Genomic DNA, 15711 nt, shown 5'->3' with positions numbered 1-15711 from the left:
CTCATTCATTATTAATTACTCTAAATAAAATGGCTATTATCCTGAGCAAATTAAACTCATATAGAATATTCTAGAGGAATTTTTATAAATCGGGAGTGACTATGCCATTAATTAAACATGGTGTTAATCACTCGTTTCGTTCTTATTCGACTCTAAATAGAACACTTATCTGAGAGCTTATAGAAATATTTAATTTTATACGTTTTATGAGCATTTTTTTCAGTACTTTTTTTAGTGAAAATTTCACAATTTTTAAAATACTCTGATAATTGTTTGAGACTAAATTTATCAGAGGTGCCTGTACTGTTATAGCTAAATATTATAGAATTAGAATTTGGTTTCGTTAAACAAGTTTTTCCTCCATTTTTTCCAGGTTTAGAATAATAATAGAAATCGGCATTTTTTCCTGAATATTTTAATTTTGCTAAACCACCATTTTCTTCATTATCATTATAAATTACTTTATAATGATTGATATAAGTTTCAATTTTAAATTCATCAGGATTGTCACTTTTTTCAAGAATATTGTGATACGCTTTTGATGTTTTTAACTCTTTAAGTTGATTAACAATTAACTCAGGTGGTGCTTGGGTTATATTAGCAATATCAGATATTTGATAAGAAATACAATCTTTATTCTTTTTTCCATTACATAATTTTACGTTACCATTAAATTCTATTCCTTGGGACTTATTAAGTTTTAGTTTACCTTCCCTAATAGTTCCGTCATTAAATACAATTTTGTCAATTGTAGGAATTTCGTTCTGTGAAAATGCATTAATACAATAAACACATAAAATTAATGAAGTGATGAAGTTTTTCAATGTCATAATATTCAATCTAAGATTTCTCTAGTTTGGTTTAATTTATTGTCAATGCGTATGGCTATTCATAGTTATATTTGTCGATATACGCAGTTAAACGAAGTTCTACTTTTTTTTTGAAAACATCAAGTTAATCATAAGTTCTATTGTTACCAGTTGCATCATTTTTATATTCTCAAAAAATTTTAATGATAAAGCATTGCTGCTAATGAGTAGTGGTAATTTTGGTGATTTGGGATTTGATGAGTTCATGGTTTTTCTACGGAAATAGGAAACTTATGATTTTTTGAGGATTCGTTTAACGGTTTAGTGTATGCTTTGTTAAGTGACTAAGTTAACAAATAAATACCGAATAGAAAATTCATTAGGATTTCCTAAAGTAGGCTAGAACTTGCAATAAAATACACGCATTGTTAGCCAATATTATTTTCTTTCGGCATCGGTTATTAATAGTTGGTTTTTAGTCTGTACTTGACTTATAAATTCTCGTCTGTCGATTTTCTTATCTATTATGTTTTGATATTCACTTGATGTCAATCCAAAAATCTGCAAAAATTCGACATTTCCATTTTCAGTTTTCATTTCCTTGAGCGTTGGGTCAAATGTGAAGATTATTCCTTTAATTTCAGTTGAGGGTTCTAATCGAATTGGTCCAGAAGAAAGAGTTTGATACGCTTTAAATGTCAACCCTTTCGAGAAGGTTGCTTTAGCTATGTTTTGCAATAAATTGATGGGCCAAGTTGGATATTTTTCTAATAATTTAGTGTATTTAAGTCTAAAAGTCAATTCAAATCCAAATCCGCTGATATCTTTCTGGTCAGTTTCTTTTTCATAGATTTCCGAAAACCCATAAGTTACGTAGTGATAACATTTGTTTTCCTTGTCTACGTAAATACTAATTCCATCGAGTGGCTCATTTCCACCGAGTGAATAATAAACTTTTGGTGCATAATGTTGAGGAACTTGCTCTCCATATTCTTTTTTCAAAATCCCATCTATGGCGTCCCATTCAATAGATTCGGGATTTTCAGAAGTTTGTCCGTTCATAAAGTTTATTGAAAAGATTACGAGCAATATAAATTTGATGTGAATTCTCATCATATTTTTTAACGTTAGCTAACAGTTAGTTTATGGCTAGTACAGGGTTAAAGTTAATTAATCTTTCAGACTAGTATTTGGCCAAATCAAAAAAAATGTCAGATTTTATAAATATACACAAACTTTGATTTAAAGATCAAAACCCGTTTTTATTTCCAATACACAGGATATTTTCGTTTTGTACTAATATTATTAAATATGAGCGCTATAATAGTAATCACAAGAGCTCCAACCAATACTGGGTTTACTACAAAAATTAACGTTTTTGCTCCTAAAATAACAACAATTGGGTCGGCTCCAGCTGGCGGATGTGTTGTTCCTGTAAGTTGCATAATACTTATTGCTAATCCAACTCCTAAAGCTAAAGAGTACCATTCATTACCTAATAAATAAAGGCAAATTAAACCTACTAAAGTGGCTACTATATGCCCACCTATGATATTTCGAGGCTGTGCTAAAGGGCTATTAGGCACTCCAAAAGCTAAAACACAGGTTGCGCCAAATGGTGCCATTAAAAAGGGATTACCTGTGTATGTTGTCAATAAGGCAACAGCTGATATTGCTAAAAAGCCACCAAGACCTGAAAACCCTGAAAACTGAAACCCTAAAGGGTTAGGACTTGATTCCTTTGTTTTAAGTTTGGAAAAAAATTTTGTCATAATATTTCTGAATTTAGATAATTAATAGTTCTATTGATTATTTCTTGACTTCTAAAAGCTTGACTTTCTATGAAGCAAGATTCAAAAAGCATATAAATAATGAAGGACTTGTCGTCATCTTTTATAATGTCTTTAAAGAAATTTTGTAAATCAATTTTATGATTTTTAATAATCTCATATGATTCTTTATTCCCGTGTTTTAATTCAGACATCATATTGAGAAATACACAACCACCAAAATTTTCTTTTTCATTCATAGATTTCAAATAATCAAATGATTTCAATATTTTTTCTTTTGAAGTCCTATATCCATTTATATGGTTTTTTAGTCCTTGAAACCATTGCATATGTCGATTATTCAGGTATTCTATGGCTAAGAAATCTTTAGATTTGAAGTGGTCGTAAAAACTTGATTTAGCTACATTTGCTTCTTGTACTATTTGGTTAATTCCAGTAGAATTAAATCCCTGTTCTCGAAAAAGTTTTGAGGATACTTCCATAACTCTTTCTTTCGGTTTTAACTTATTCATATTGCAAATATAATCAAAAACAGAACATTCTGTCTGTTTTGTGAAAAAAAATTTATCCATCTATGATGATGTTCAATGTTTGCCAATGCGCACGACTATTAATAATTGTAATTGTTGATATTCGCAATTAAACAAAGTTTGATTATTTTTGAGAAAGGAAAGTTATTCATCAGTCCTATTTTTGCTGGTGGCATTATTTTTATGCGCTCAAAATTTTAATGATCTAGCTTTGTTATTAATTTATTGCATTATTTATCCTGGTTAGGATTTTGAAGGTTTAATTGCAGTTCTACAGAAATAGGAATCTTAGGGTTTTTTGATAATTTAATACAGGGTCTTGTTTACGGTTTGTTGCGTTGACGAGAAGTAATAGAACAATGGAAACCTAACCAACCGGAAATTCCGTTAGGAATTTCCGAGTACACGCAAACCAAGTAATTGGTAGTGCAGGTTGTTGGCAGATTGTTATTTTTTAATAATTTTAATTTGTCGTTGTTTATCTATAGTATTCAATTGAACAAAATAGATTCCAGACGGCTGGTTTAATTTCAACTGATACAAAGCTTCAGTAATATTTCTTTTTTCGTAAACGATTTCACCTAAAACATTAAATATTTTAAGATCGATATTTTTTATATTCCCAAAATTCATATTAATAACATCTTGAGTTGGATTTGGATAAATAGCAATGTTTTCATCAAAAGCATTTTCTGAAGCACTTAACACAGGTATTGAAAAATCTAACTCATCAATCATTAAAAGTGATATAGAGCCAGTTGGAGTACCTCCTGTGAAACGAATTTCATCAATATTCTCCCAAGCGGAAGAAAAAGTTAAAGTACCACCATTTGCGGCTGGATTAGCATCTTTTGTATATGTCACAGAATTACTAGTGTCACTTATAGTAAAATCTATATTATCACTAATGATACTGGCACCATTTCGGTAACCAGTAATAGTTGCGATAAATACATAACCATTTGCAGAAGGCTTAGCCGACATATCAGCTTCCATCGATACAATTTTAAATTCAGAACCATCAGCGCTTCCTAGTCTATAATCAAATACTCCTATATTTGGACCACTTACTGTTCCTGAATTATCAATGTTGTATAATAAGCCTAAATCATTAGTAGATGGCGTAATGATAAAATCTGAACTTTCAGATAGAGAAGCCATTTGGCTAATAGAATTTGGAGATATCTGCTGAAATCTAATTCCGTTTGTCGTAAAGTCAAGACCTCTTAAAGCTGGAGTCAAAGCATCAAAGTTTTCGTCGTTTACTTGTGCTAAAACAGAATTTGATAATAAGATTAATAAAATTGTAAATCCAATAAATTTAAAAGTGTAATTTTTTTTCATGTTTTATGTTTTAGGGTTTTTGTTTAAATAGTTACCATTTAGAGATGGATGTTGATAATTGTATATGTCGATATTCACAGTAGAACAAAGTTCGGCTATTTTTTTGAGGACATCAAGTTAATTAGTAGTCTTGTTTTTGCTAGTTAGGTCGTTTTTATGTTCTCAAAATTTTAATGAAAAAGCATCGCTGGTTACTGTGTAGTGGTCATTATGATGGTTTGGATTTTGAGTTGTTAATTGAATTCCTTCGGAAATAGGAAATTTTGGGGTTTTTGAAGGTCTCGTTTAACGGTTTTGTGTATGATTTCTAACGTGTTTCAGCTGTAAAGTTAGCAAAAATCACAGATAGAAAGTCCGTGAGGACTTTCGTAATTAGGCGAGTACTAGCAATGAATTATATACGGTGTTGTGTGCTCGTGCTTTCTTACTTAGTTCCATTAAAAAAAATGTGCTTGTTTTTAGAAAAATAATCAATCAATTCTGAAATTTTGGAATTTTCTAGACTTTTAGGAGCATACGATAATCCTATTTCTCTAAAATTTGTTGGTCCATCATGTTTTTTTATTTTAAAACCTGTCCAGTCACTTACAAAAAATTCTGGTAAAAAAGTTATTCCTAGTCCAGACATAAGTATGGTTAATACTTCGTTTTTACTTTGACAATTAGCAATCGAATTCCATTTTAGGCCTGAGTTATTCAATATGGAAAGGCTTTGTTGGTGTGCCTCACAAGGAGGACAATGGATAAATGGTTCGCCATTTAAATCCTTTATCTCCACGATGTCTTTTTTAGCCAATGGATGGTTTTCGGGAACACAAAGCACGTAGTTTTCTCTAATAAGTGGTAAGAATAAATGTTCTTCAAATTTCCACTCTCTAATTAGTAAATTTATTTCGCAATCATGACCAATTGGTCTAATATCCCATTCAATGTTACCTAGCACTTTAGAAGTTGTTTTAAAAAACTCGTTTTTAAGTTGTTGAGGGAGACTATCTGCTATTCCAATTATTATTTTAGGTTTAAAATTTTCATCTTTAAACATTTCGGGTATTGCGTTTAATTCTCCCAATATTCTTTTAGCAATTGGGTATAAATAATGCGCATCCTCTTTTATTTCTACACCTCTTTTGTTTCTTAAAAATAGTCGTTTTCCAATTATTTCTTCTAATTGTTTTAATCCATTTGATATATTAGGTTGCGATACAAAGCACTTTTCAGCAGCTCTTGTTAGGTTTTTTTCTTCGTAAACAGCAACAAAAAATCTTAGTAATCTCTCATCCATAAGTAATTGTTATAATAGCTATTTAAAATTAGTATTTTGGCGATATAAATATACAGCCTATTTTTGCAATATCAATAATAATAACCCTTAGAGGTAGTAAAAATCTAAAAATATTTATCATCATGAAAACTAATAACAAATTAATTGTAATCACTGGAGCGAGTTCAGGATTTGGTATAGAAATGGCAAAAGAATTTGCAAAAGATGGTTATTCATTACTTTTATTGGCACGAAGAATTGAAAAAATGGAAGCATTAAAACTTCCAAACACAATGTGTAGAAAAGTAGATGTTACCCATAAAGATGAATTCGAGGCTGCAGTTCGTGAAGCTGAAGCTAAATTTGGCAAAACAGATTTAATTGTTAACAATGCAGGTGTTATGCTCTTAGGTGATATTGCAACACAAGATGCCAAAGAGTGGAAAACTATGTTAGATGTAAATGTGATGGGCGTAATGAATGGAATGCAAATCGTTATGAATGATATGAAATTGAGAAAAACCGGAACAATTATCAACATTTCTTCAATTGCAGGCGTTATACCATTTGACAATCATGCAGCATATTGTGCCAGTAAATTTGGAGTAACAGGATTAACCAAAGTAGTGCGCGGACAAATGTCTCCTTTTAATGTTCGAGTATTGTCAATAATGCCTGGAGCCGTTAAAACAGAACTTTTAGGCCATACCACAGACCAAAGTATTATCGATGGTTATAATGATTGGAAAGAATCAGTTGGAGCAGTTAACATCACAGCGACTGATGTTGCCCAAACCATAAAATATGCTTACGAACTCCCTCAAGCAGTTTCTTTACGCGAAATTATGATTACCGATACCAAGCAAGATGCGTAATACTTAACATTATGTAGAGTCATTCTATCATTTTTTGATAGAATGATTTCTTTAAGTTTCTTTCCTTTTTTGCATGACACACAATGCGTTTGGATATTGATAGTTTTAATTGTGGATATCCGCAGTTAAACGAAGTTTGACAATTTTTTTGTGAAAGTCAAGTATTATATATTTACTTAATGTATTCAGTTTTCAAAGAGGGTATTAATCTCATCATCACTTAAATATGTGCCAGTTTTTAAATCTACTCCACCTGAAGAATCATGTATGGCAAACAACGCTAAAACATTAGTATTTGTGTTTTTACTGGCTATATGCCAACACTCCATAAACCAAATCTTAAAGATGTTAGTTTTTTTTGTGTAATAGGCATCATGAAAATCCCAATACTCATCCATTTTTTTATCATTATTAAATGCATCATAGTGGTTACATATGTCATGTTCTTTATCTTCTATAGCATATGGTACAAATCGTTCGTAATTTTCTGTGGCATAAAGATTTTTGTAATTTATAATAGGTAAACCAACAACATCTGTAATGGTTTCTCCTGTATGATCTAATGAATACACAACAGTTTTAAAATCTTCATATGAATATATAAAACTAAACATTCGTAGTTTTGGATTAATAATTTCTCTTTCTATGAAAAATTCTAAATCATGAATCATAGACAACTTTACAGTTTCTAAAAACGCTTGCAGTTCTGGAATTAACTTCATTAAAGGATTTGTACTCATAAACTTACTTTTTTAAGACTCAGATTTCCTTTTCATCAATGCTTTAATCTCACGCTCTCGTGCTTTAGATATATAAAAATCATTAGATGCTAATATAGACTTGTATGTAGCGTGTTGCTCTATAAATGGAAATACGACAGACTCCATATCCAGCATCCATTGATCTATAGACAGGTTAAGCGCTTCAGAGCTATCACCTCTAAAACTTGGTTTTTTACAATTGGCCATGGCTAGATAATTGTCATCATAGACATTTCCGTAGTCATCATCAAAATAGACAATAGTAATATCATAAGACCCAAAACGACTTTTATATTCAAAAAAAACGAAAACTGAGAGTTCTTTTTCTAAGGTTTTAAATAAACGTTTTGACGTTTTTGTATGTCTTTTAAAGCCGTGTTGATTAAAAAGCGGCACAATTTTATTTTTAAAAAGAGTGTCAACTACTTTTTTTCTGTCTTTAGTTGTAAATTCCATTGTTAAAAATACTTTGTAGAGGATAACAATTTAAGTGTTTATAATTGAAAGCAATATTCATTTTTAAGTTTTTTTACAATAAATATAATTGCCTCGCGTTAAACTTGTTAATCAACCAAACCAACAACTATATTCTACACAATTACGTTTATTAATCAATTTAAAATCAACCTTTATTATGTTACGTATTCTTATCACTGTATGCTTAGTTGCTTGTTTAATGTCATGCTCAAGCGATGATGCTCAAACACCAGAAACACCAACGTCCAATTTTTATGCCTTAACCGTTGGGAATTCTTGGGTATATAAAAATTATAAATACAATCAAAACTCTCAAGCGTATGAAGATACAGGCGTTGTGGATGCCATAAGTATTATGTCTTCGGAAGCTATTGACGGTAACACCTATTATAAGTTTAAAACGCTCACCACAGGAAATGAAGCACAAATTACGTATTGCAATCCTAATGGTGAACATTTTGAATATTTAAGAGAAGATCAAGGCAATTTGATATTTAGTGATGGTACTGTAAAATTTACAAATAATGATTATACTGTAAGAACGCTTGATGAAAATGATTGGGGAAATATAGTCGAGCAATTAACTGCAAATACAACAACACTTAATGTAGAAGCAGGAACTTTTAATTGTATCAATTCTGAACGTTATGTTATGTTACCAGATGGAGAACAAGCACCTGGATTAGACAGATTTTATTACGCTGATGGTTTTGGCTTAATTTACGATACATCATCATTTGTATCTAACGATATACCAGTAGTTATTAGGCGACTAGATTCTTATAACATACAATAATTATAAACTAAAATCACAAAAGCCTTCAGTGTTCACTGAAGGCTTTTTAGTTTCTACTAAACCCTATTAAGCCAAGCAAAGGTCCAATGCCTAAAACCATATAAACCATTAAAGAGTCTACAGCGCTTACCAAAGTGTTTAAAAGTAAAATACTAACGATTGTAATAGAATATCCTATACAATTTACAATAGTAAGTGCTGTACCTTTGATTTGTGGTTCTGAATTTTGTGCAACCAAAGTAGAAAATAAAGGCGAATCTGCAATCACAACAATTCCCCAAAAGACGAGGTATCCAATAAAGACGATTTCCGAAGAGATATAAAACATTAGAGGAGATATAAAACAGCATATGCATGAAAGTAAAAGTGCTTTAAATGCTATGTTTCTTACTCCTAATCGATTTGACAATAAACCACCAATAATACAGCCTAGGGCTCCAATAGCTATTATAAAAAACGAGAGTAAAGGGATGTTGAACGCTACCTGTTGATGTATGTTGCTGTAGGTTTTAAGTAAAATGGGTACGAATGCCCAAAATGCGTAGAGTTCCCACATGTGACCAAAATATCCAAATGAAGCTGCTCTAAATTTACGGTTTTTAAAGATTTTAAAAAACGATGATAAGTTAAAACGTTTTGCTGCGACTCTATATGGTCCATCAGGAATAAAAAACATGATTAAAAATCCGCCAGCTACCGCATTCACAGAAGTTGCTATAACAATTGGTTTCCAGATAGAAACCTCAAAAACTCCTTTTAGTATATGCGGAAATGCTGTACCTAGAACTAAAGCGCCAACCAAATAACTTAAAGATTTACCAAGACCTTCTTGAAAATAATCTGAAGCAATTTTCATCCCAACAGGATAAATACCTGCAAGAAAAAAACCTGTTAAAAATCTAAAAATTAATAAACTACTCAACGTATTTGCGTCCCAAACGATAGCATAATTACACAAAGCGCCAAAAATTGCAGAGATAAAGAATACTTTAGATGGCGAAAATCGATCTGCAATTGTGAGCATCGCAAATAGTAATGTGCCAATAATGAATCCAAATTGAACAGATGATGTGATATAGCCAATAGCAGCGTGATCTAGATGAAATACAGTTACAAGATTTCCAATAACGGCATTGCTAGCAAACCAAATTGATGTACAACAAAATTGTGCTAAAACAATGATAGGTAAGATTGCTTTTTTTCTAACTACGAATGCATTTGGCATTATAAAATCTGATCTAAAAACTGTTGCACACGGTCTTGATTTGCACGAATTAATTCAGCACGTGCATTTTCAATATCCCTAGGTTTTTTATCTTGAGAGAGTTTAAATTTACCTTCCCAAGAGGTGATGTTAATTTCAAACATTGCAATGTAATCGAGGTTTCGGTCAAGTCTAGGATTATCTGCTTCTAGCACATATTTATGTTCTGGAGCTTCTAAAAACTCGGTCATTGTAATTAAAGATTGTTTCAATGCAGCTTTACTTTGAATAGTGTTCACTTTGCCTTTGAGATGGACTTTAACGTAGTTCCAGGTTGGTAATTGAGTGGTACTATAAATGCTTGGTGAAATATAACATTGTGGTCCAGAGAACAAAATGGTAATATCCTTATTGTTTTTTAAAAGTTGTGCTTGCGGATTATAAATATCAATATGACCAATCAATTTATCACCATCTAAAATTAACGGTAAATGTGTAATTAAAGGCGTATTGTTTTCTACGGAAATGAGCGTTGCCAGAGGATACGTCTTTATAACTTCTATTAGATGCGCTTTGTCATCGTCTTGGTGATGCTTTGGTGGATAGTTCATTTTAGTATTCAGTATTCAGTATTCGGTATTCAGTGATCAAGCTTTTTTTATTTGCACTAGAAAGTTACAATATATATCTTTAGAACATGACAGAAAAATCGGAATCGTTTTCGATAAAAAATTGGTCGCAAGACGATCAACCAAGAGAAAAACTTAGAGATAAAGGAAAATCTACGTTGAGTGATGCAGAGCTGGTTGCAATTCTATTAGGCTCAGGCAATAGAGAAGAGAGCGCAGTAGCACTAAGCAAACGTATTTTGGCAAGTGTTGATAATAACCTTAATGCGCTTGGAAAACAGTCATTAAAACAACTCATGACTTTTAAAGGTATAGGAGAAGCTAAGGCGATTTCTATTGCTGCAGCTATGGAGTTAGGCAGACGACGAAGAGGTGAAGAAGCACTGCAACAAAAGAAAATCACCTCTAGCGCATCTGTTTTTGAATTTATGCAACCTATCATTGGAGAGTTACCTCACGAGGAATTCTGGATTATATATCTCAATAACTCTAATAAGGTGCTTCAAAAAAACCAACAAAGTAAAGGTGGTATCACTGGTACTTTGGTAGATGTGAGATTAGTGCTCAAAACAGCTTTAGAAGTTGGAGCAGTAGGTTTGATTTTGGCACATAATCATCCGTCAGGTACATTGAAACCTAGTGAAGCTGATAAGCAACTTACTCAAAAATTAAAAGTTGCAGCTCAAAGTTTAGATATTAAAGTTCTAGATCATTTAATTATCACCGAAAAAGCATATTTTAGTTTTGCTGACGAAAACATATTGTAATTTTACCAAACACCAAACACCAAACACCAAACACCAAACACCAAACACCAAACACCAAACACCATATTGCTATTAGTCTACACACATAAAATTACACCTAGAGTACGTTATGCTTTTAAACATTTATGTACTAGAATTCTTGGTGTTCCCGTGTCTTTTACCACAACTGTAGAAGAGTTTATTGCACACGATAGTATTAAAATGTCATATACCAGGCAACCCTTAAGTAATGAGTTGTTTATTAGAAATCATGATTTACTGTATGAACAAGGCTTATCAGATCTCGATATAAACGTGCAAGATTGGAATGGTACAAAATGCTTTTTTCCAACAGGTGACAAAAGCGCTTTGCCTTTTGATATTTTTGCGGCTTCGTTTTATTTATTAAGTCGTTATGAAGAATATCTTCCGCATGTAAAAGATGATTATGGACGTTTTACAGCGACCGAAAGTTTAGCCTACAAAGCTAATTTCTTAAAACAACCCGTTGTTGATATTTGGGCTTATAATCTCAAAGCTATTTTAGAAGAGAGATTTGAAGATTTTACATTTCCGAAGCGAACCTATAACATACAACCCGTCATTGATGTACCAATGGCTTATTATTATAAACAAAAAGGATTATTGCGAACCATAGGAGGTGGATTAACCGATTTGTTTCGTTTTAAATTGAAACGATTATATCAACGTTTTCTAGTATTATTTGGGTTTGAGCGAGATCCATATGATACCTTTAAATGGATTATTAATAAGCAAAAGCAGTATAAGTTTAAGTTTATATTTTTCTTTTTAATTGGTGATTTTTCTACCTATGATAAAAATATAAACATCAATAAAAAGAAATTTGTATCCCTTATTAAATCTGTAGGCGATTATAGCAAAGTAGGCTTAAAGGCATCTTATTTTGCATTGGATGACATCGCGATTCTAAAAAAGGAAAAGAAGAAAATGGAGTATATCACCAACTATGAGTTGGAGTCTACGAGAAATTCATTTTCAAAAATAAATCTGCCGTCCTCATATCGTAATTTGATCGAGTTGGAAGTAAAAAAGGATTTTACAATGGGTTATTTAGATTATTTCGGGTTTAGAGCAGGAACCTGTACACCGTTTTTGTTCTATGATTTAGATTATGAAATACAAACGCCATTGCTCATAAATTCATTCCATTGTATTGATCACGCCTTGTTAAAACTGCATTCGCAATTAGATAAGCAAGAAGCGTTACAACGCTTAATAAATGCGGTAAAACAAGTAGATGGAACGTTTACACCAGTATTTCATAATTATTCGTTTGGAAAAGATCCTAGTTGGAAAGGGTTTAAACAATTATTTACGCAAATTTTAGAATCGGTAGATCAACAGTCTAAAATTTAAAATTAAACTATTAGGTTTCAAAATATATTGAACATGAAATTAAACGGAATTAAACATGTGTTTTTTGACTTAGATCACACCCTTTGGGATTTTGATAAGAACTCTGCATTAACCTTTGAAAAAATTTTTGAGGTTCATGCTTTAGGTGTCAATACTTTTGATTTTTTAAAAGCTTACGAGCCTATAAATTTAAACTATTGGAAACTTTATAGAGAAGAAAAAATTGATAAAGAAAGTTTAAGGTATAAACGATTAAAAGATGCTTTTGATGCTGTTGGCTACACGGTTTCAGATGCTACTATCAATCAATTAGCTATCGATTATATCACATATTTATCGACATTTAATCACCTTTTTGATGGTACAATAGATCTTTTAAATTATTTACATAACAATTATGAGCTTCATATCATAACCAACGGATTTGAAGAAGCGCAACAACGAAAAATGGATAATGCTAATATTTCTAAATATTTCAAAACCATAACAAACTCTGAAACAGCTGGAGTTAAGAAACCAAATCCTATAATTTTTAATCACGCGTTACAAGCTTCCAATGCCAAACCAAGCAACAGTATTATGATTGGAGATAATTACGAAGCAGATATTTTAGGCGCAATTGATGTAGGTTTGGATGTTATTTTGTTTAATTATCATAACTATAATGCAGCATCTCACATTAAGCAAGTTAGACAACTTGTAGATTTAAAAAAGTATTTTTAGCAGGATGATAATGGTTGAGATCACCATGATATACATTTTTATAACTTCGGAAATGAACACGATTAAGCATATATTGTAAGATTAAAATGTTTAGATACATCTCATGAAATGTAATGAATAACACTTACTACTTCATTATTTGTTCAAATTGCAAAATATTTCTAATTCGCAAAGTGTATCTTTACAATTCAGGATGAACCTAATTTTTAATACAAATGAATAGATTACTTTATATATTACTATTTTTTATCGGTTTTCAAACACAATTAAGTGCTCAAGCCACTATAAATGATTACAAATACATAATTATTCCGAAACAATTGGAGTTTTTGAAATATCCAGATCAATACGAAACCAGTTCACTAACTAAATTTTTGTTTAATAAGTATGGCTATACCGCTTTTTTTGAAGATGAAGATTTGCCCGAAGATTTAAGTAAAAATAGATGTTTAGCATTACGATCTGAGATTCAAAAAAACAAAGGATTTTTAGCAACTAAAGTTCAATTTAATTTGAAAGACTGTAATGGGAATATTGTGATGACTTCTGTTGAAGGTGCTACCAAAGTAAAGGAATATAAAAAAGCCTATAATGTGGCCATTAGAGAAGCATTTGTAACTTTTCAATTTTATAACTATAAATATGTTGCTAATGAAAATACAGCAGCTAAAAGTGTGAGTAATGAAGTGACTTCTGAAGCTAAAGAAATAGAAAAACTTAAAAAAGAAGTAGAGGCTTTAAAAGCTAAAAAAAATGATGAAGTTGAAGTTTCCGAAGCACAAGTTCACGACCAAAAACCTAAAGTAAAAACCTCTACAATAGCGGTGAAAGAAGTCATTGAAGAGGTAGTTGAGCTTGATCCTAAATCTACTCAAAAAACAGCTATATTATACGCTCAGCCAACTCAAAACGGTTACCAAGTGGTAGATATGACACCTAAAGTGGTCATGATTTTATTAGAAACCTCTAAAGCAAATGTGTTTATTGTAAAAGATGAAAATGCAATAGTTTATAAAGAAGACGGTTTTTGGTACCTATCAAAATACAACGGAGAAATTGCAAAGTTAACTCAGCTAAATCTCAAGTTTTAATAACCGTATTTGTCTTTCCAACGGGTTTTTAAAAACTCTCGTTGCGCATGCTCTCTTGCATTATTTCCTGGATTATACAGCTTGGTATTTTTAATGTCTTCTGGTAAAAATTCATGTGGTACAAAGTTATTTTCATAATTGTGAGCATATTGGTAATTGTCACCATAACCTAACTCTCTCATAAGTTTGGTTGGTGCATTTCTAACCGAAAGCGGTACAGATAAATCTCCGGTTTCTTTAACCAATTGTTGTGCTTTGCCAATAGCCTCATAAGCAGCATTACTTTTTGGAGAGGTCGCTAAATACGTTGTACATTGACTTAAAATTATTCGAGATTCAGGATAACCAATTACAGATACAGCTTGAAACGCATTATTTGCAATAACTAAAGCTGTAGGGTTGGCGTTGCCAATATCTTCACTTGCTAAAATTAATAAACGTCGTGCTATAAACTTTACATCTTCACCACCTTCAATCATTCTAGCTAACCAATATACAGCTGCATTGGGATCACTGCCGCGAATAGATTTAATAAAAGCCGAAATAATATCATAATGTTGTTCTCCAGTTTTGTCATAACGCACCATGTTATTTTGTACGCGTTGAGAAACGATATCGTTTGTAATTACAATATTGTCTTTTTTATCAAAGGAAGTGATTATGAGTTCAAATAGATTGAGAAGCTTTCGTCCATCACCTCCAGACAATCTAATGAGTGCTTCGGTTTCTTTGAGTTTAATGTTACGTTCTTTAAATAGTGCATCTTCTTTTAGCGCACGATTTAAAAGTGCTTCTAGGTCATCTTTTGAAAATGATTTTAAAACATACACCTGACAACGCGATAGGAGTGCAGGTATCACCTCAAAACTTGGATTTTCTGTAGTGGCACCAATTAAGGTTACCCAACCTTTTTCAACCGCTTGAAGTAAAGAGTCTTGTTGTGATTTACTAAATCTATGAATCTCATCAATAAATAAAATAGGATTTTTGGTAGTAAACAAGCCTCCACTTTGTTTTGCTTTGTCTATAACGTCTCTAATATCTTTTACTCCACTATTTATAGCACTTAGCGTATAAAACGGACGTTTAGATTCATTAGCTACAATATTTGCTAATGTTGTTTTTCCGGTACCAGGTGGTCCCCAAAATATCATAGATGCAATGACACCTTGATGTAATTGTTGTGTCAAAACGCCAGTTTCGCCAACTAAATGCGACTGACTAATATAATCATTGAGTGATTGTGGGCGTAATCGTTCAGCTAATGGTTCATTCAT

At 31.7% G+C, this 15711-nt stretch carries 17 protein-coding genes; 6 read left to right on the top strand and 11 right to left on the bottom strand.

The genetic code is table 11. The annotated features are described in order from the left end of the window. Nucleotides 1-152: 152 nt before the first annotated feature. The 6 genes from TD29_RS02890 to TD29_RS02865 form a co-directional block, all read right to left on the bottom strand. The gene (locus TD29_RS02890; RefSeq protein ID WP_040278781.1) at nucleotides 153-830 is read right to left on the bottom strand and encodes a hypothetical protein; all 678 of its coding nucleotides are present in this window, start codon (nucleotides 828-830) and stop codon (nucleotides 153-155) included. A 417-nt stretch (nucleotides 831-1247) separates the two neighbouring features. Next, complete coding sequence (locus TD29_RS02885; RefSeq protein ID WP_040278779.1) at nucleotides 1248-1871, bottom strand: suppressor of fused domain protein; 624 nt, start codon at nucleotides 1869-1871, stop codon at nucleotides 1248-1250. A 200-nt stretch (nucleotides 1872-2071) separates the two neighbouring features. Beyond that, on the bottom strand, nucleotides 2072-2581 hold the full coding sequence (locus tag TD29_RS02880; RefSeq protein WP_040278778.1) for an HPP family protein: 510 nt from the start codon (nucleotides 2579-2581) through the stop codon (nucleotides 2072-2074). Beyond that, nucleotides 2578-3081: a TetR/AcrR family transcriptional regulator gene (locus TD29_RS02875; protein WP_206539793.1), complete on the bottom strand. Its 504-nt coding sequence runs from the start codon at nucleotides 3079-3081 to the stop codon at nucleotides 2578-2580. The genes TD29_RS02880 and TD29_RS02875 overlap by 4 nt, the downstream gene beginning before the upstream one ends. Nucleotides 3082-3576: 495 nt before the next feature. Further along, nucleotides 3577-4473: a T9SS type A sorting domain-containing protein gene (locus TD29_RS02870; RefSeq protein ID WP_040278775.1), complete on the bottom strand. Its 897-nt coding sequence runs from the start codon at nucleotides 4471-4473 to the stop codon at nucleotides 3577-3579. A 424-nt stretch (nucleotides 4474-4897) separates the two neighbouring features. Further along, nucleotides 4898-5755 carry a LysR family transcriptional regulator gene (locus tag TD29_RS02865; RefSeq protein ID WP_052466955.1) on the bottom strand — a complete coding sequence of 286 codons (858 nt, stop codon included), beginning with the start codon at nucleotides 5753-5755 and terminating at the stop codon, nucleotides 4898-4900. A 122-nt stretch (nucleotides 5756-5877) separates the two neighbouring features. Here TD29_RS02865 and TD29_RS02860 point away from each other — a divergent pair, with 122 nt between their 5' ends. Next, nucleotides 5878-6609, top strand: coding sequence for an SDR family oxidoreductase (locus TD29_RS02860; RefSeq protein WP_040278774.1), 732 nt, complete (start codon nucleotides 5878-5880; stop codon nucleotides 6607-6609). A gap of 185 nt (nucleotides 6610-6794) precedes the next feature. Here TD29_RS02860 and TD29_RS02855 read toward each other — a convergent pair whose 3' ends face one another. Both TD29_RS02855 and TD29_RS02850 read right to left on the bottom strand, forming a co-directional pair. Then, nucleotides 6795-7349, bottom strand: a complete 555-nt coding sequence (locus TD29_RS02855; RefSeq protein ID WP_040278773.1) for a hypothetical protein — start codon at nucleotides 7347-7349, stop codon at nucleotides 6795-6797. Between the two features lie 12 nt (nucleotides 7350-7361). Further along, complete coding sequence (locus TD29_RS02850) at nucleotides 7362-7826, bottom strand: hypothetical protein (protein ID WP_040278771.1); 465 nt, start codon at nucleotides 7824-7826, stop codon at nucleotides 7362-7364. 178 nt (nucleotides 7827-8004) lie between these two features. Here TD29_RS02850 and TD29_RS02845 point away from each other — a divergent pair, with 178 nt between their 5' ends. Then, a complete protein-coding gene (locus tag TD29_RS02845) occupies nucleotides 8005-8643 on the top strand; it encodes a hypothetical protein (RefSeq protein WP_152611447.1) in 639 nt (212 codons plus the stop codon). 46 nt (nucleotides 8644-8689) lie between these two features. Here TD29_RS02845 and TD29_RS02840 read toward each other — a convergent pair whose 3' ends face one another. Then, the gene (locus TD29_RS02840) at nucleotides 8690-9868 is read right to left on the bottom strand and encodes an MFS transporter (RefSeq protein ID WP_040278767.1); all 1179 of its coding nucleotides are present in this window, start codon (nucleotides 9866-9868) and stop codon (nucleotides 8690-8692) included. Continuing rightward, a complete protein-coding gene (locus TD29_RS02835; protein ID WP_040278766.1) occupies nucleotides 9868-10458 on the bottom strand; it encodes an FMN-binding negative transcriptional regulator in 591 nt (196 codons plus the stop codon). Before TD29_RS02835 ends, TD29_RS02840 begins: the two co-directional genes overlap by 1 nt. Before the next feature lie 86 nt (nucleotides 10459-10544). On the opposite strand from TD29_RS02835, the gene radC reads away from it, so the two are divergent. The 4 genes from radC (at nucleotide 10545) to TD29_RS02815 (ending at nucleotide 14434) form a co-directional block, all read left to right on the top strand. Beyond that, nucleotides 10545-11243 (top strand): RadC family protein, encoded by a 699-nt coding sequence (gene radC, locus TD29_RS02830; RefSeq protein ID WP_040278764.1) that lies wholly within the window; start codon nucleotides 10545-10547, stop codon nucleotides 11241-11243. 66 nt (nucleotides 11244-11309) lie between these two features. Continuing rightward, nucleotides 11310-12620 (top strand): polysaccharide deacetylase family protein, encoded by a 1311-nt coding sequence (locus TD29_RS02825; RefSeq protein WP_040278763.1) that lies wholly within the window; start codon nucleotides 11310-11312, stop codon nucleotides 12618-12620. Between the two features lie 33 nt (nucleotides 12621-12653). After that, complete coding sequence (locus TD29_RS02820) at nucleotides 12654-13343, top strand: YjjG family noncanonical pyrimidine nucleotidase (protein WP_040278761.1); 690 nt, start codon at nucleotides 12654-12656, stop codon at nucleotides 13341-13343. A gap of 215 nt (nucleotides 13344-13558) precedes the next feature. After that, entirely contained in the window at nucleotides 13559-14434 is an 876-nt protein-coding gene (locus TD29_RS02815) for a hypothetical protein (protein ID WP_040278760.1), read from the top strand. Here the strand turns inward: TD29_RS02815 and TD29_RS02810 are convergent. After that, the gene (locus tag TD29_RS02810; RefSeq protein ID WP_040278758.1) at nucleotides 14431-15711 is read right to left on the bottom strand and encodes a replication-associated recombination protein A; all 1281 of its coding nucleotides are present in this window, start codon (nucleotides 15709-15711) and stop codon (nucleotides 14431-14433) included. The genes TD29_RS02815 and TD29_RS02810 overlap by 4 nt on opposite strands.

Origin of the sequence: Psychroserpens damuponensis (assembly GCF_000826655.1) — a bacterium.
GTDB classification, from domain to species: domain Bacteria; phylum Bacteroidota; class Bacteroidia; order Flavobacteriales; family Flavobacteriaceae; genus Psychroserpens; species Psychroserpens damuponensis.
Note: the sequence above shows the minus strand (reverse complement) of the source record. Positions and strands in the feature narration are given on the sequence as shown.

Coding starts and splice junctions, on each gene's coding strand:
- TD29_RS02890 (WP_040278781.1), bottom strand. CDS start 830: ATGACATTGAAAAACTTCATCACTTCATTAATTTTATGTGTTTATTGT.
- TD29_RS02885 (WP_040278779.1), bottom strand. CDS start 1,871: ATGAACGGACAAACTTCTGAAAATCCCGAATCTATTGAATGGGACGCC.
- TD29_RS02880 (WP_040278778.1), bottom strand. CDS start 2,581: ATGACAAAATTTTTTTCCAAACTTAAAACAAAGGAATCAAGTCCTAAC.
- TD29_RS02875 (WP_206539793.1), bottom strand. CDS start 3,081: ATGGAAGTATCCTCAAAACTTTTTCGAGAACAGGGATTTAATTCTACT.
- TD29_RS02870 (WP_040278775.1), bottom strand. CDS start 4,473: ATGAAAAAAAATTACACTTTTAAATTTATTGGATTTACAATTTTATTA.
- TD29_RS02865 (WP_052466955.1), bottom strand. CDS start 5,755: ATGGATGAGAGATTACTAAGATTTTTTGTTGCTGTTTACGAAGAAAAA.
- TD29_RS02860 (WP_040278774.1), top strand. CDS start 5,878: ATGAAAACTAATAACAAATTAATTGTAATCACTGGAGCGAGTTCAGGA.
- TD29_RS02855 (WP_040278773.1), bottom strand. CDS start 7,349: ATGAGTACAAATCCTTTAATGAAGTTAATTCCAGAACTGCAAGCGTTT.
- TD29_RS02850 (WP_040278771.1), bottom strand. CDS start 7,826: ATGGAATTTACAACTAAAGACAGAAAAAAAGTAGTTGACACTCTTTTT.
- TD29_RS02845 (WP_152611447.1), top strand. CDS start 8,005: ATGTTACGTATTCTTATCACTGTATGCTTAGTTGCTTGTTTAATGTCA.
- TD29_RS02840 (WP_040278767.1), bottom strand. CDS start 9,868: ATGCCAAATGCATTCGTAGTTAGAAAAAAAGCAATCTTACCTATCATT.
- TD29_RS02835 (WP_040278766.1), bottom strand. CDS start 10,458: ATGAACTATCCACCAAAGCATCACCAAGACGATGACAAAGCGCATCTA.
- radC (WP_040278764.1), top strand. CDS start 10,545: ATGACAGAAAAATCGGAATCGTTTTCGATAAAAAATTGGTCGCAAGAC.
- TD29_RS02820 (WP_040278761.1), top strand. CDS start 12,654: ATGAAATTAAACGGAATTAAACATGTGTTTTTTGACTTAGATCACACC.
- TD29_RS02815 (WP_040278760.1), top strand. CDS start 13,559: ATGAATAGATTACTTTATATATTACTATTTTTTATCGGTTTTCAAACA.
- TD29_RS02810 (WP_040278758.1), bottom strand. CDS start 15,711: ATGAATGAACCATTAGCTGAACGATTACGCCCACAATCACTCAATGAT.